At 59.2% G+C, this 14,575-nt stretch carries 12 protein-coding genes; 10 read left to right on the top strand and 2 right to left on the bottom strand.

Annotated features, from left to right (window positions below):
* Entirely contained in the window at positions 1 to 1,407 is a 1,407-nt protein-coding gene (locus ACMGF7_RS23640) for a VOC family protein (protein WP_033633443.1), read from the bottom strand.
* Positions 1,408 to 1,932: 525 nt separating this feature from the next.
* On the opposite strand from ACMGF7_RS23640, the gene cspE reads away from it, so the two are divergent.
* The 6 genes from cspE (at position 1,933) to ACMGF7_RS23610 (ending at position 6,201) form a co-directional block, all read left to right on the top strand.
* Positions 1,933 to 2,142, top strand: coding sequence for a cold shock domain-containing protein (cspE, locus tag ACMGF7_RS23635; RefSeq protein WP_004928244.1), 210 nt, complete (start codon positions 1,933 to 1,935; stop codon positions 2,140 to 2,142).
* Positions 2,143 to 2,365: 223 nt separating this feature from the next.
* Positions 2,366 to 2,587 carry a cold-shock protein gene (locus ACMGF7_RS23630; protein ID WP_004928241.1) on the top strand — a complete coding sequence of 74 codons (222 nt, stop codon included), beginning with the start codon at positions 2,366 to 2,368 and terminating at the stop codon, positions 2,585 to 2,587.
* 113 nt (positions 2,588 to 2,700) lie between these two features.
* A complete protein-coding gene (locus ACMGF7_RS23625) occupies positions 2,701 to 3,927 on the top strand; it encodes a winged helix-turn-helix domain-containing protein (RefSeq protein WP_164095249.1) in 1,227 nt (408 codons plus the stop codon).
* A 298-nt stretch (positions 3,928 to 4,225) separates the two neighbouring features.
* Positions 4,226 to 4,408 carry a Trm112 family protein gene (locus tag ACMGF7_RS23620; RefSeq protein ID WP_004928237.1) on the top strand — a complete coding sequence of 61 codons (183 nt, stop codon included), beginning with the start codon at positions 4,226 to 4,228 and terminating at the stop codon, positions 4,406 to 4,408.
* Entirely contained in the window at positions 4,405 to 5,154 is a 750-nt protein-coding gene (gene kdsB / locus ACMGF7_RS23615) for a 3-deoxy-manno-octulosonate cytidylyltransferase (protein ID WP_004928235.1), read from the top strand. Before ACMGF7_RS23620 ends, kdsB begins: the two co-directional genes overlap by 4 nt.
* Before the next feature lie 150 nt (positions 5,155 to 5,304).
* A complete protein-coding gene (locus ACMGF7_RS23610) occupies positions 5,305 to 6,201 on the top strand; it encodes a YcbJ family phosphotransferase (RefSeq protein WP_015377332.1) in 897 nt (298 codons plus the stop codon).
* A 7-nt stretch (positions 6,202 to 6,208) separates the two neighbouring features.
* On the opposite strand, the gene elyC is transcribed toward ACMGF7_RS23610, so the two are convergent.
* Positions 6,209 to 6,982 carry an envelope biogenesis factor ElyC gene (gene elyC / locus ACMGF7_RS23605; protein WP_015377333.1) on the bottom strand — a complete coding sequence of 258 codons (774 nt, stop codon included), beginning with the start codon at positions 6,980 to 6,982 and terminating at the stop codon, positions 6,209 to 6,211.
* Positions 6,983 to 7,134: 152 nt separating this feature from the next.
* Between elyC and cmoM the strand changes: the two genes are divergently transcribed.
* From cmoM to mukB, 4 genes are read left to right on the top strand one after another with little or no spacing between them, the layout of a single operon-like run.
* A complete protein-coding gene (cmoM, locus tag ACMGF7_RS23600) occupies positions 7,135 to 7,920 on the top strand; it encodes a tRNA uridine 5-oxyacetic acid(34) methyltransferase CmoM (RefSeq protein WP_004928230.1) in 786 nt (261 codons plus the stop codon).
* Entirely contained in the window at positions 7,917 to 9,239 is a 1,323-nt protein-coding gene (gene mukF, locus ACMGF7_RS23595) for a chromosome partition protein MukF (protein ID WP_420286732.1), read from the top strand. The genes cmoM and mukF overlap by 4 nt, the downstream gene beginning before the upstream one ends.
* Positions 9,220 to 9,948 carry a chromosome partition protein MukE gene (mukE, locus tag ACMGF7_RS23590; RefSeq protein ID WP_004928226.1) on the top strand — a complete coding sequence of 243 codons (729 nt, stop codon included), beginning with the start codon at positions 9,220 to 9,222 and terminating at the stop codon, positions 9,946 to 9,948. The genes mukF and mukE overlap by 20 nt, the downstream gene beginning before the upstream one ends.
* Positions 9,945 to 14,393 (top strand): chromosome partition protein MukB, encoded by a 4,449-nt coding sequence (gene mukB, locus ACMGF7_RS23585; RefSeq protein WP_016928310.1) that lies wholly within the window; start codon positions 9,945 to 9,947, stop codon positions 14,391 to 14,393. Before mukE ends, mukB begins: the two co-directional genes overlap by 4 nt.
* The last annotated feature ends 182 nt before the right edge of the window (positions 14,394 to 14,575 follow it).

The raw sequence follows: 14,575 nt of genomic DNA, 5'->3' as shown, positions 1-14,575 counted from the left end.
TCAGGATGCCAGCGTGGCAAGCCCCAGGGCTTGCGCGCAGGCTTCCAGCGAACGCTGCTGGGTTTGTTGATACAGCGCCAGCTCGTCGATCACCTCACTGCCCAACGCTTGTTCAAACGCTGCTCGGCTGGAAGCGGCATTGTACTGCGCGTGGCGGCTGTCACCCAGATTTGACTGGAAAATCCCCGCCGCGCTGACCGGCAGAAAATCTTCATATACCAGAGGCTGGAAGCGAACGTGTTCTTTCTCGATCAATTGTTCCAGGGTGCTGTGCTTGTCCAGCGACTCTTTGGCCGCCAGGCCGCATTCGGTCGGGAAATAGCGGAACCAGGCCAACTGTTGCTCACGCAGCGTGGCGTAATCATCCGGAAACGCCCGGAAGTTTTCTTCCAGCAGTTGATAGTAGCGCTCGGCATTCTTCTCGCTCGGCGGCGCCTGTAACGCATCGTTGGTCGCCTGCAGCAAACGGTCATAAAGTTCGCGTCCTTTAGGCGTTAGCGCCACGCCGCGTTGTTCGATCTCGCCGAAGCGCGCGGTATGGTGACCGGCGATGGCGTGGCCGTCGTGCTCAACGAAATCGACGCTTTCTTCCAACGCTTTGAAGCTGGTTTGGCGCAGCAGGATCGCGCGGCGGCGGCGCGGCGGGCCCTCGATGACCGCTTTGGGCGTAATACCGCGGCCGGGCATCGCTTGCTGAACGCGATCGATATCCAGCGTACGTGGTGTCAGATGGTTGATATGCGGCCCTTTAAACGCCACCACGTCGGCGATCAGGCGATGCTGATCGTGCAGCTGCCGGTATTCTTCGGCGCTGACCGTCGCCTGGTTATGCCAGCGGAAGGTTTCCAGCGCTTGTTCGACAAATTCTTGCGCCTGCACTTCATTCAGCCCGCCTTGCGCTTCCTGCAGCGCCATCAGCTCCAGCGCGCGATCGGTAAAGATACGGCGGCGCGCCAGCAAGCGCTCGGCCAGCGCACGCAGCGCGGGATCTTCTATCAGTTCCAGGCGCAGCAGGGAGGTGAACACGCGGAAAGGACTGATCTGCAGCGCATCTTCGTGTATGGCGCGAAAAGCGGTGGAGTGCACCGGAACGCCCGCCACCGACAGGTCATAGTAACCGACCGGCGCCATGCCCATCACCCGGAACAGGCGGCGCAGGGTGGCCAGTTCGTCCGCCGTGCCGACCCGGATCGCGCCGTGGCGCTCCATGGCCAGGCGTTCGATCTCGCCGGTGATTTGCAGTTGATGAGCCAGTGCGGCATCTTCGCGTAGAACCTGCCGGTTGGTTTCCGCCACCAGCTCCAGCAGATCGCCGTACAGCGGTACCTCTTTTTGATACATGTCCGACATCGCGTGAGAGAATCTGGCGCGGATTTCATTAGGTGAAACGAACTGCTGGGCGGTCATGCGCATAGCTCCTTGATTCAGCATAATCTGAAAAATCGTGTTTTTAGCGGCAAAAGTGCTGGCGAAAAAGCCGTCTGCCTTGTTTTCCCCTCAAGTTTAGCCATCTGATTTGGGATTTGTTATAGCGGCGCCAAGCATATTAGAGTTTTATGCGTTAGCTCTCATTTGCAGCGCTCAGATGGGCAAATGATGCCCCGGTGAGGAGAGGAACGCGCTGGATCGGCTGCGGCGAGCGTTAAATTAAGTCATGTATATTCATGGGGATAAAAATAAATTCGGCGTAATGATGAATTTATTGCAATAAACCTCTTGTGCATTCACCATTTTTATGAGTTAATGCAAGTCGGCCTGTAATCCAGACCTATTTATGTTCGAGTTTAGAGTTAAGCAGTTCCTCCAAAAACGTTATCATCCGATTCCGCTTCAAAGACGAACCTTCTAAGTACCTCCCATAAGTAATGTTTCTGAAATGGCCGCAATTGCCTCTTATGGCAGGTTTTGTAAATATATTTAAAGGTAAAAGTAATGTCTAAGAAGACGGGTCAAGTTAAGTGGTTCAACGAAAGCAAAGGTTTTGGTTTCATTGAGCAGCACGACGGCGGCAAAGATGTATTCGTACACTTCTCCGCAATCATGACCGACGGTTTCAAGACCCTGGCTGAAGGCCAGCGCGTCGAGTACACCATCCAGGACAGCCCGCGCGGGCCGGCTGCCGCCAACGTAGTTGCTCTGTAAGAAGACAGGGAACGCGTATAAAGAGATCTTAATACAACCATGGTGACGCTTCAGCGCTGAGTCATGCGGAAGATATTAAGTTCAACAAGCCCGCCTTAGTGCGGGTTTTTTATTTTTTTGCTCACGAGAGGTTTGTTACGAAAAACTTTAGGATGGGCTGGTAGCGTCCAGACAATATAAAAAATGACGTTGTCAAGGATGCTCAAGTAAAAGGATATAAGTTATGTTTAAAAATACTGTGTTAAAAATGGGTCGTGTGAAATGGTTTAATCAGGCCGAAGGCTATGGTTTTATTTCACCGGTAGATGGCAGCGACGAAATCTATGTCAACCGCAATGCTATCGCCAACACCAAAAATAAGTCGTTGAACGAAGGTCAGAACGTTGAGTTCTCGATCTATCGCAGCTCGCATGGGCTGTCCGCGGCAGACGTTATCGCGTTCTGATCGCATCCTCCTTCCTCGCCAGTGCCGGTGTCGCCACCCGCAAGCACTGGCGAAGATAAATCCCGCGATATCCACTATTATCAGGCCATTGCCTACTCGCCACGGATATCAGGATGACCACCCCGACCATTTCCCTTACCGCCGCTCGCGCGCTGCACCTTGCCGCCCAGGGGCTGCTTTCTCCGCTTAAACGCCAGGCTCGGCCCGATGACGTCGTGAGCGCGATCCAGCGCATGGGGCTATTACAAATCGATACCATTAGCGTCGTCGCCCGCAGCCCGTATCTGGTGCTGTTCAGCCGTTTGGGGGCCTATCAGCCGGAGTGGCTGGAGCAGGCGCTCGCCGGCCGCAAGCTGTTCGAGTATTGGGCGCACGAGGCCTGTTTCCTGCCGATCGAGGATTTTGGTCTGTTGCGGCATCGCATGCTGGCGCCGCATGATATGGGCTGGAAATACTCGGCCGACTGGGTGCAGCAGCACCAGGCAGCGATGGACAACCTACTGCGGCACATCGAACAACAGGGGCCGGTGCGTTCCGCCGATTTCAGCGCCGAGAAGAAAGGCAACAGCGGGTGGTGGGACTGGAAACCGGAGAAACGGCACCTGGAGATCCTGTTTACCGCCGGCAAGCTGATGGTGGCCGAGCGTCGCAACTTCCACCGGGTTTACGATCTGACCGAAAGGCTGCTGCCGGCCTGGGACGATGCGCGTCATGCGCTGCCTGCGGAGCGGGCGCGCCGGCAGATGTTGCATCGCACCTGCCGCTATCTGGGCATTTTCCGCGCCGAGTGGTTGGCGGATTATTATCGGCTGAAACGCGTGGCGCCAAAAGCCTTGCTGGCAGAGCTGCAGGCGCAGGGGGAAATTTCGCCGGTGCAGGTAGAGGGGCTGGAAGGGCAGTTCTATGTGCATGAATCACAGGCGGAACTGCTGCCGCTGGCGGAGCAGGGCAAACTGAAATCGACGGTCACCAGCCTGCTGTCGCCTTTTGATCCGGTGGTGTGGGATCGCCGCCGGGCGCTCGAACTGTTCAACTTTGACTATCGGCTGGAGTGTTACACGCCGAAAGAAAAACGTCGCTATGGTTACTTCACGTTGCCGGTGCTGCATCGGGGCGAGCTGGTGGGGCGGATTGACGCCAAGGCGCACCGTCGCCAGGGCATCTTCGAGATCATCAGTTTCCATGCGGAGCCGCAGGTGCGCTTCGGTAAACAGCGAACGCAGGACATCCGGCAGGCCATCGCGCGCACGGCCAAATGGCACGGTGCGCAACGCGTCGCGCTGGGCGACATTCCGGCCGCGTTGGCCGCAGAATGGGGTGCCGGCTGGGAAGTGGGATAACGAGCGACGCCGTCGGTGGGGTAAAACGAAGTGAAGCGTCGCTCGTTACAAAGGGGCTCAGTGGCTGAAGTTAGCGAACAGAGCGATGATTTTATGCAGACGTTTGATCATATATCACGGCTTTCTTTTGTGATTTGTGTCACAAAATTCTACGCCGGGATGCGCCGCAGTTCAAGCTGTCGCGCTGACGCAGTGAGGAAATATCGGCGGCTTGGCGCCGCCGATGATTAACCTGAGGCCGGGCGTTATGCTATCCTCACTGCCTTTCCCAGATGACCTATCCCCTAGCGGAGGATGCATGGACCACCGTTTACTCGAAATCGTTGCCTGCCCGGTATGCAACGGCAAACTCTATTTCAATAAAGAAAACCAGGAACTGGTGTGCAAAGCGGACGGGTTGGCTTACCCGCTGCGTGATGGCATTCCGGTGCTGTTGGAAAATGAAGCGCGTGCGCTGTCGCTGGATGAGAAGCACGCATGAGTTTTATCGCTATTATTCCCGCCCGCTATGCCTCAACCCGTTTGCCGGGCAAACCGCTGGCCGATATTCATGGCAAGCCGATGGTGGTGCATGTGATGGAGCGCGCCCGTGAGTCCGGCGCCAGCCGCGTCATCGTGGCGACCGATCATCCTGAAGTCGCCAAAGCGGTGGAAGCCGCCGGCGGCGAAGTGTGCATGACCAGCCCGGATCACCATTCCGGCACCGAGCGTCTGGCGGAAGTGATCGCGCACTACGGCTTTGCCGACGATCAGATCATCGTTAACGTGCAGGGCGACGAACCGCTGATCCCACCCGTTATCGTGCGGCAGGTGGCGGAAAACCTGGCGGGCAGCCAGGCCGGCATGGCGACGTTGGCGGTGCCGATCGAGAGCGCCGAAGAGGCTTTCAACCCCAATGCGGTGAAGGTGGTGATGGACGCGCAGGGCTACGCGCTCTATTTCTCACGCGCCACCATTCCGTGGGATCGCGAGCGTTTCGCCGCGTCGAAAGAGAGCATCGGCGACAGCCTGCTGCGTCATATCGGCATCTACGCATACCGCGCGGGCTTCGTGCGCCGCTACGTCAGCTGGGCGCCGAGCCAACTGGAGCAGATCGAGCTGTTGGAACAGCTGCGCGTGCTGTGGTACGGTGAAAAGATCCACGTGGCGGTCGCGAAAGCGATCCCGAGCGTGGGGGTCGATACGCCGGAAGACCTCCAGCGCGTGCGCGACAGCATTCAACCCTGAGCCTGATTTCGTCGGCGCGCCGCGCAACGCGCCGACGATGCAATACCCCCATTATTGATCCCCGTTTTGTTGATCTGCGTTGAAGAATTTTTCCGCTCGTCGTTCGATGATGTTACGCATCCCCCCTAATTAGCCTGAGGTGAATGCCTTATGGAGCAGTTACGCGCCGAACTGAGCATTGTGCTGGGTGAGTCCATCAGCCGGCTGGAGCGGGTGAGCGAACAGCCTTATGCGCATATGTATTCGCTGTACGATCGGCAGGGCAACGCGATCCCGCTGATGGCGAAAAGCTTTATCTGTCGGGGCATCGCCCAGCAGGAGGCGTACAAGCTGTCGATGCTGGCGCGCGACGGGGATATTCGCCTGCCTACGGTGTATGGTGTGGTGTGTACCCACCAGGCGCCGTATACGGAAATCCTGCTGATCGAGCGCCTGCGCGGCGTGTCGGCTGAGGCGCCGACGCGCTCGCCGGATCGCTGGAATATGCTGATGGAGCAGATCGTTGACGGGATATTGGCCTGGCACCGCATCGACAGCCACGGCAGTGTCGGCAGCGTTGACAGCACGCAGGAGAATGATTGGTTTTGCTGGTATCAACAGCGGGTCGAAGTGCTGTGGGCGACGGTGGTCAATCTCACCACCCCGCAGTTGACCATGGCGGATCGGCGTTTGCTGTACCGCACGCGCGAAGCGCTGACCCATTTCTTCGTCGGCTTCGATGATCCCTGTGTTCTGGTGCACGGTAACTTATCGCTGCGCAGCATGCTGAAAGATCCCAAAAGCGATCAACTGCTGGCGATGCTCAATCCCGGCGTAGTGCTGTGGGCGCCGCGCGAATACGATCTTTTCCGCCTCTGCGAGGCGGGCATGCCCAGCCAGCTGTTGTTCAGCTATCTGCAGCGGGCGCCGGTCGCCGACGCTTTCCTGGCGCGGCGCTGGCTATATGTGGTGTGGGAAGCGGTAGGGCGTTTGATCCATACCGGCAAGCTGGAGCGGCGGCCGTTCGACTATGCGTCTCAACAGCTGCTGCCCTGGCTGGCCGGTTGAACGAGCTTTACTCTGCGCCGGCGCTATCTGCGCCCTTCAGCCATTGCCACAGACTACCCAGCGTTTCATACCAGGCGCGCTCGGTATGGCCGAGGAACATTGACGACGGTGTGGCGCGATCCCAGATATTCAGCGGCGAGTCGATCGCCAACTGGTTGGCCGGCGCCGGGATCGGGTGCAGCCCCTTAGCCTTGAAGAAACGCATGGCGCGCGGCAGATGGTTGGCGGAGGTCACCAGAATGAACGGTTGCTCGCCGACCAATTTGGCGACCTGAGCGGCCTCTTGCTCGGTATCGCGCGGTTCCCCCAAGATCACCATATCACTGCGCGGCACGCCCAGGCTTTCGGCCACCAGCGCCGCAGTGGCGGCGTTGCTTTGCATGGGGCCGGCGGACGCGCCGGTGAACACCATCCTGGCACCGGGATGTGCAAGGTAGAGCCGCACGCCTTCCGTCACGCGCGGCAGACTGTTGCCGAGCAGGTTTGAACTGGGCGCCCAATCGGGATTGTAGGTATAACCCCCGCCCAACACGACGATGTAGCTGACCGGATCGTTACCGCGATAAGTCTGGTATTCGGCTTCGATCGGCCGCAGCAGCCGGTCGGCCACCGGTTGCAGGCTGAAAAGCAGTAAAAACAGCCAGCTCAGCGTGAAAATCGTCTTACCGCTTTTTTGCCAGCGGGTGAACCACAGCAGCAGCAGCGCCAGCCCCATCAGCAGCATCAACAGCGGCAGTGGCATCAGCAGGGCGCCAAAGAACTTTTTCAGGTTGAACAGCATCGAAAATCAGATCCTTTTGGGTGAAAAAGCGGCATCCAGGTATAAACAGGCCGCAAGAAGATACATTCTAAGTCAGTCTGTGCCAAAATAGCAGGTTTGAATGGGCGTGCGCTTTGCCGCCGACAAGAATGAGATCAGCGGAGCCGTTGTCCATGCAGGATCGCAATTTTGACGATATTGCTGAAAAATTTGCGCGTAATATTTACGGCACCACGAAAGGAAAAATCCGCCAGGCGGTGGTTTGGCAGGATCTGACCGGGCTGCTGGCGCAGTTGCCGCAGCGGCCGCTGCGCATTCTCGACGCCGGGGGCGGTGAAGGCCATATGGCCTGCCAACTGGCAGAATTAGGACATCAGGTGTTGTTGTGCGATCTTTCTGGTGAGATGATCCAGCGCGCCGCGCTGCTGGCGGAGCAGAAAGGTGTGAGCCAGAACATGCAATTCGTACAAAGTTCTGCGCAGGATATCGCTCAACATTTGGAACAGCCGGTTGATCTGATATTGTTTCATGCAGTGCTTGAATGGATCGCCGAGCCCGAAGCGGCGCTGCAGGCGTTGTATGACTGCCTGACGCCGGGCGGCGCGCTGTCGCTGATGTTCTTCAACGCCAACGGCCTCTTGATGCGCAACGTGGTGTTGGGTAATTTCCAACTGGTGGATCCCGAGGTCAGACGGCGCCGCAAGCGTTCGCTGTCGCCGCAATATCCGCACGATCCGCTATTGGTCTACGGTTGGTTGGAACAGCTGGGCATGCGCATCGGCGGCAAAACCGGCGTGCGGGTGTTCCACGACTATCTGCAGAGCAGACAGCTGCAAACACAAAAATTTGAAGAGTTACTGGCGCTTGAACAGCACTATTGCCGGCAGGAGCCGTACGTGAGTTTGGGGCGCTATATTCACGTCATGGCGCATAAACCAAACCTGAAGGACGAACTATGAGTGAATTTTCCCAGACAGTACCCGAACTGGTCGCCTGGGCACGGAAAAATGATTTCTCTATTTCGCTCCCTACGGAGCGTCTCGCATTTCTGCTCGCCATCGCCACCCTGAACGGCGAACGACTGGACGGCGAGATGAGCGAAGGTGAGCTGGTTGATGCATTTCGCCATGTCAGCAAGGGTTTTGAACAGACGCATGAAACGGTGGCGATGCGCGCCAACAATGCGATTAACGACATGGTGCGCCAGCGCCTGTTGAACCGTTTTACCAGCGAGCTGGCGGACGGCAACGCGATTTACCGCCTGACGCCGCTGGGTGTCGGCATTACCGATTACTATATTCGCCAACGCGAATTCTCCACGCTGCGTTTGTCGATGCAGCTGTCGATCGTGGCGCAGGAACTCAAACGCGCCGCCGATGCCGCCGACGAGGGCGGCGACGATTTCCATTGGCACCGCAACGTGTTCGCGCCGTTGAAATATTCGGTGGCGGAAATCTTCGACAGCATCGACATGACCCAACGCGTGATGGACGAGCAGCAGCAGAGCGTGAAGAACGACATCGCGGCGCTGCTGAGCAAAGATTGGCGGGCGGCGATCTCCAGCTGCGAGATGCTGCTGTCGGAAACCTCGGGCACCCTGCGCGAGCTGCAGGATACGCTGGATGCGGCGGGCGATAAGCTGCAGGCCAACCTGCTGCGCATCCAGGACGCAACCCTCGGCAACGTGGAACTGGGTTTCGTTGACAAGTTGGTGTTCGATCTGCAAAGCAAGCTGGATCGCATCATCAGCTGGGGTCAGCAGGCGATCGACCTGTGGATCGGCTACGATCGCCACGTGCATAAATTTATCCGTACCGCTATCGATATGGACAAAAACCGCGTGTTCGCCCAGCGCCTGCGCCAGTCGGTGCAAACCTATTTCGACCACCCGTGGGCGCTGACCCATGCCAATGCCGATCGTCTGCTGGACATGCGCGACGAAGAACTGGCGCTGCGCAGCGATGAAGTGACCGGGGAACTGCCGCCGGATCTGGAGTTCGAAGAGTTCAGCGAGATTCGCGAACAGCTGGCGGCGATGATCGAAGAGGCGCTGAAGGTGTACCAGGAACAGCAGATGCCGCTCAACCTTGCAGCGGTGATGCGCGATTATCTGGCGCAATATCCGCGTGCGCGTCATTTCGACGTGGCACGTTTAGTGGTCGACCAGGCTGTGCGCCTCGGTGTGGCTGAAGCAGATTTCTCAGGGTTGCCGGCGGAATGGCAGGCAATCAATGATTACGGAGCCAAGGTCCAGGCCCATGTCATCGACAAATATTGAACAAGTAATGCCAGTCAAGCTGGCCAAGGCGCTGTCCAACTCGCTGTTTCCGGCATTGGATAGCCAACTGCGCGCGGGTCGTCACATCGGTATCGATGAGCTGGACAACCACGCCTTTTTAATGGATTTCCAGGATGAGCTGGAAGAGTTTTACAACCGTTACAGCGTCGAGCTGATTCGGGCGCCGGAAGGTTTCTTCTATTTGCGCCCGCGCTCCACCACGCTGATCCCGCGTTCGGTGCTGTCCGAGCTGGATATGATGGTGGGTAAGATCTTGTGCTACCTGTATCTCAGCCCCGAGCGCCTGGCGCACGAGGGCATTTTCAGCCATCAGGAGCTGTACGACGAGCTGCTGAGCCTGGCCGATGAGAACAAGCTGCTGAAGTTCGTCAACCAGCGTTCTACCGGTTCGGATCTCGATCGGCAGAAGCTGCACGAAAAGGTGCGCACCTCGCTGAACCGTCTGCGCCGCCTCGGCATGGTCTATTTCATGGGCAATGACAGCAGCAAGTTCCGCATTACCGAGGCGGTGTTCCGCTTCGGCGCCGACGTGCGCAGCGGCGACGATCCGCGTGAAGCGCAGCTGCGCATGATTCGCGACGGCGAGGCGATGCCGGTTGAAACCAGCCTGTCGCTGAACGATGAGAATGACGCTGAGGATCAGCAGGTTGATAACGCTCCTGACGGTGCAGAGGATGAACAGGAATGATTGAACGCGGTAAATTTCGCTCGTTGACGCTGGTTAACTGGAACGGCTTCTTCGCCCGCACCTTTGATCTGGATGAGCTGGTGACCACGCTGTCCGGCGGTAACGGGGCGGGGAAATCCACCACCATGGCGGCCTTCGTCACCGCACTGATCCCCGACCTGACGCTGCTGCACTTCCGTAACACCACCGAAGCGGGCGCCACCAGCGGCTCGCGCGACAAGGGCCTGCACGGCAAGCTGCGCGCCGGCGTGTGTTACTCCACCCTCGACGTCGTCAATTCACGCCACCAGCGCGTGGTGGTTGGCGTGCGTCTGCAGCAGGTGGCAGGGCGCGACCGCAAGGTCGATATCAAACCGTTCACCATTCAGGGGCTGCCGACCGCGGTACAGCCGACTGAATTGCTGACCCAGACCGTGGGTGAGCGCCAGGCGCGCGTGCTGTCGCTGCAAGAGTTGAAAGAGCGCGTGGAAGAGATGGAGGGCGTGCAGTTCAAGCAGTTCAACTCCATCACCGATTACCACTCGCTGATGTTCGATCTGGGCGTGATCCCGAAACGCCTGCGTTCGTCCGCCGATCGCAGCAAATTCTATCGTCTGATCGAAGCGTCGCTTTACGGCGGTATCTCCAGCGCCATCACCCGCTCGCTGCGTGATTACCTGCTGCCGGAAAACAGCGGCGTGCGCAAGGCGTTCCAGGACATGGAAGCGGCGTTGCGCGAAAACCGCATGACGCTGGAGGCGATCCGCGTCACCCAGTCGGATCGCGACCTGTTCAAGCATCTGATCTCCGAGGCCACCTCCTATGTGGCGGCGGACTATATGCGTCATGCCAACGAACGCCGCATCCATCTGGACGGCGCGCTGGCGCTGCGCAGCGATCTGTTGGGCAGCCGCAAGCAGCTGGCCGCCGAACAGTATCGCCATGTGGAAATGGCGCGTGAGCTGAGCGAGCAGAGCGGCGCCGAATCCGATCTGGAAACCGATTACCAGGCCGCCAGCGACCACCTGAATCTGGTGCAGACGGCGATGCGTCAGCAGGAGAAGATCGAACGCTATGAAGCCGATCTGGAAGAGCTGACCTACCGTCTGGAAGAGCAGAACGAAGTGGTGGCCGAGGCGAGCGAGCAACAGGCCGAAAACGAAGCGCGCGCCGAAGCGGCCGAGCTGGAAGTGGATGAGCTGAAGAGCCAGCTGGCCGACTACCAGCAGGCGCTCGACGTGCAGCAGACCCGCGCCATTCAGTACCAACAGGCGCTGCAGGCGTTGGAGCGCGCGCGCGCGCTGTGCCAATTGCCGGACCTGACCGCCGACAACGCCGAACAGTGGCTGGACACCTTCCAGGCTCGCGAGCAGGAGGCGACCGAAGCGCTGCTGATGCTGGAACAGAAGCTGAGCGTGGCCGATGCCGCACACGGCCAGTTCGAGCAGGCCTATCAGCTGGTGGGTAAAATCGCCGGTCAGGTCAGCCGCAGCGAAGCCTGGCAGTGCGCGCGCGAATTGCTGCGCGACTGGCCTTCGCAGCAACACCTCGCCGAGCGCGTTCAGCCGCTGCGCCTGCGCCTGAGCGAACTGGAACAGCGCCTGCGCTCGCAGCAGGACGCCGAGCGCCTGCTGCAAGAATTTTGCAAACGCCATGGTCAGGAGTACCAGCCGGACGATCTCGACATGCTGCAGCAGGAGCTGGAAGAGCGCCTGGAAGCGCTGTCGCAGAACGTCAGCGAAGCCGGCGAACGCCGCATGGAGATGCGCCAGGAGCTGGAGCAGATCCAGCAGCGCATCCGTGAGCTGACGGCGCGCGCCCCGGTGTGGCTGGCGGCGCAGGACGCCCTGAGCCAGCTCAGCGATCAGAGCGGAGAGCCGCTGGAAAACAGCCAGCAGGTGACCGAATACATGCAGCAGCTGCTGGAGCGCGAGCGTGAAACCACCGTCGAGCGCGACGAGGTGGCGGCCCGCAAGCGCGAAGTAGAAGCGCAGATCGAACGTCTCAGCCAGCCGGGCGGCGCGGAAGATCAACGCCTGGTCACCTTGGCCGAACGTTTCGGCGGCGTGCTGCTGTCGGAAATTTACGATGACGTTACCATCGACGACGCGCCTTACTTCTCGGCGCTGTACGGCCCTTCGCGCCACGCCATCGTGGTGCCGGATCTGTCGCTGGTGCGCGAGATGCTGGAAGGGCTGGAAGATTGCCCGGAAGATCTCTACCTGATCGAAGGGGATCCGCAGTCGTTCGATGACAGCGTATTTGCCGTCGAAGAACAGGACAAAGCGGTGGTGGTGAAGATCGCCGATCGCCAGTGGCGTTATTCCCGCTACCCGGAAGTGCCGCTGTTCGGCCGCGCGGCGCGCGAAAACCGCCTGGAAGTGCTGCATGCCGAGCGTGAAACGCTGGCGGAACGTTATGCCACGCTGTCGTTCGACGTGCAGAAAACCCAGCGTTCGCATCAAGCCTTCAGCCGCTTTATCGGCACCCATCTGGCGGTGGCGTTCGACGCTGACCCGGAAGCGGAGATCCGCGGCCTGAACGCCCGTCGCGGCGAGATCGAGCGTGCGCTGAACAATCACGAAGCGCAGAATCAGCAGCAGCGTCAGCAGTACGACCAGGCCAAAGAGGGCATTTCCGCGCTCAACCGCCTGATGCCGCTGGTGTCGTTGCTGAACGATGAAACGCTGCAGGATCGCGTCGACGAGATCCGTGAAGAGCTGGAAGAAGCACAGGACGCCGCGCGCCACATTCAACAGCACGGGGTGTCGCTGACCAAACTGGAGCCGCTGCTGTCGGTGCTGCAGAGCGATCCGCAGCAGCATGAACAGCTGCAGCAGGACTACGCGCAGGCGCAAAGCGTGCAGCGTCAGGCCAAACAGCAGGCGTTCGCGTTGACAGAAGTGGTGCAGCGCCGCGCGCACTTCAGCTATACCGACTCCGCCGGCATGCAGAATGCCAACAACGATCTCAACGACAAGCTGCGCCAGCGTCTGGAACAGGCGGAAGCCGAACGCGCCCGCGCCCGTGAGCAGCTGCGTCAGTATCAAACCCAGTTCACCCAATACAGCCAGGTGCTGGCCTCGCTGAAAAGCTCGTATGACGCCAAGCGCGACATGCTGAAAGAGCTGAGCCAGGAGCTGGTGGATATCGGCGTGCAGGCCGACGCCAACGCCGAAGCGCGCGCGCGCGCGCGTCGCGACGAGCTGCATGCGGCGCTGAGCAACAACCGCGCTCGCCGCAATCAGCTGGAGAAACAGCTGACCTTCTGCGAAGCCGAAATGGATGGCCTGCAGAAGAAACTGCGCAAGCTGGAACGCGACTACCATCAGCTGCGCGAGCAGGTGGTGACCGCCAAGGCGGGCTGGTGCGCGGTGATGCGCCTGGTGAAAGACAACGGCGTGGAACGCCGTCTGCATCGCCGCGAGCTGGCGTACATGGATGGCGACGAGCTGCGCTCGATGTCGGATAAGGCGCTCGGCGCGCTGCGTCTGGCGGTAGCGGACAACGAACACCTGCGCGACGTGCTGCGCCTGTCGGAAGATCCGAAGCGGCCGGAGCGTAAAATTCAGTTCTATATCGCGGTGTACCAACACCTGCGCGAGCGTATCCGTCAGGATATCATCCGTACCGACGATCCGGTCGAGGCCATCGAGCAGATGGAGATTGAGCTGGGCCGTCTGACCGAAGAACTGACCGCGCGCGAGCAGAAGCTGGCGATCAGTTCGAAAAGCGTGGCCAACATCATTCGCAAAACCATTCAGCGCGAACAGAACCGTATTCGCATGCTGAACCAGGGTCTGCAGGCCGTTGCCTTCGGCCAGGTGAAGAGCGTCCGTCTGAACGTCAATGTGCGCGAAGCACATGCCACTCTGCTGGACGTGCTCTCCGAGCAGCAGGAACAGCATCAGGATCTGTTCAACAGCAACCGCCTGACCTTCTCCGAAGCGCTGGCCAAGCTGTATCAGCGCCTGAATCCGCAGATCGACATGGGGCAGCGCACGCCACAGACCATTGGCGAGGAGTTGCTGGACTACCGCAACTACCTGGAAATGGAAGTTGAGGTGTACCGTGGTTCCGACGGCTGGCTGCGTGCGGAAAGCGGCGCGTTGTCTACCGGTGAAGCCATCGGTACCGGGATGTCAATCCTGGTGATGGTGGTGCAGAGCTGGGAAGAAGAGTCCCGCCGCCTGCGCGGTAAAGATATCTCGCCGTGTCGCCTGCTGTTCCTCGATGAAGCGGCGCGTCTGGATGCCAAGTCGATCGCCACGCTGTTCGAACTGTGCGATCGTCTGGAGATGCAGCTGATCATCGCGGCGCCGGAAAACATCAGTCCGGAGAAGGGCACCACCTATAAACTGGTGCGTAAGGTGTTCCAGAACCACGAGCATGTGCACGTGGTGGGGCTGCGCGGTTTCGCCGGCGAGCCGCCGGCGCTGGGCACTGCGCCGGTCGAAACGCCGTAACGCAGAAAAACGCCCTAAAAATCCGAAAATAGCCGCCGCAGGGTGGCTATTTTTTTGTGCGCGTGGATGATAGTCCTGCTTTTTTATCCGTTGAAAAGCGGTTAGTTTAATCACATAAACAGTTATTCGACGCCCGCAGGGCGAAACGGCCTTTCTGTTTGTATACTGAAACTATATGCAGT

The sequence above is a fragment of the Serratia sp. BNK-17 genome, from assembly GCF_048684935.1.
Lineage (GTDB): Bacteria > Pseudomonadota > Gammaproteobacteria > Enterobacterales > Enterobacteriaceae > Serratia > Serratia nematodiphila.
Note: the sequence above shows the minus strand (reverse complement) of the source record. Positions and strands in the feature narration are given on the sequence as shown.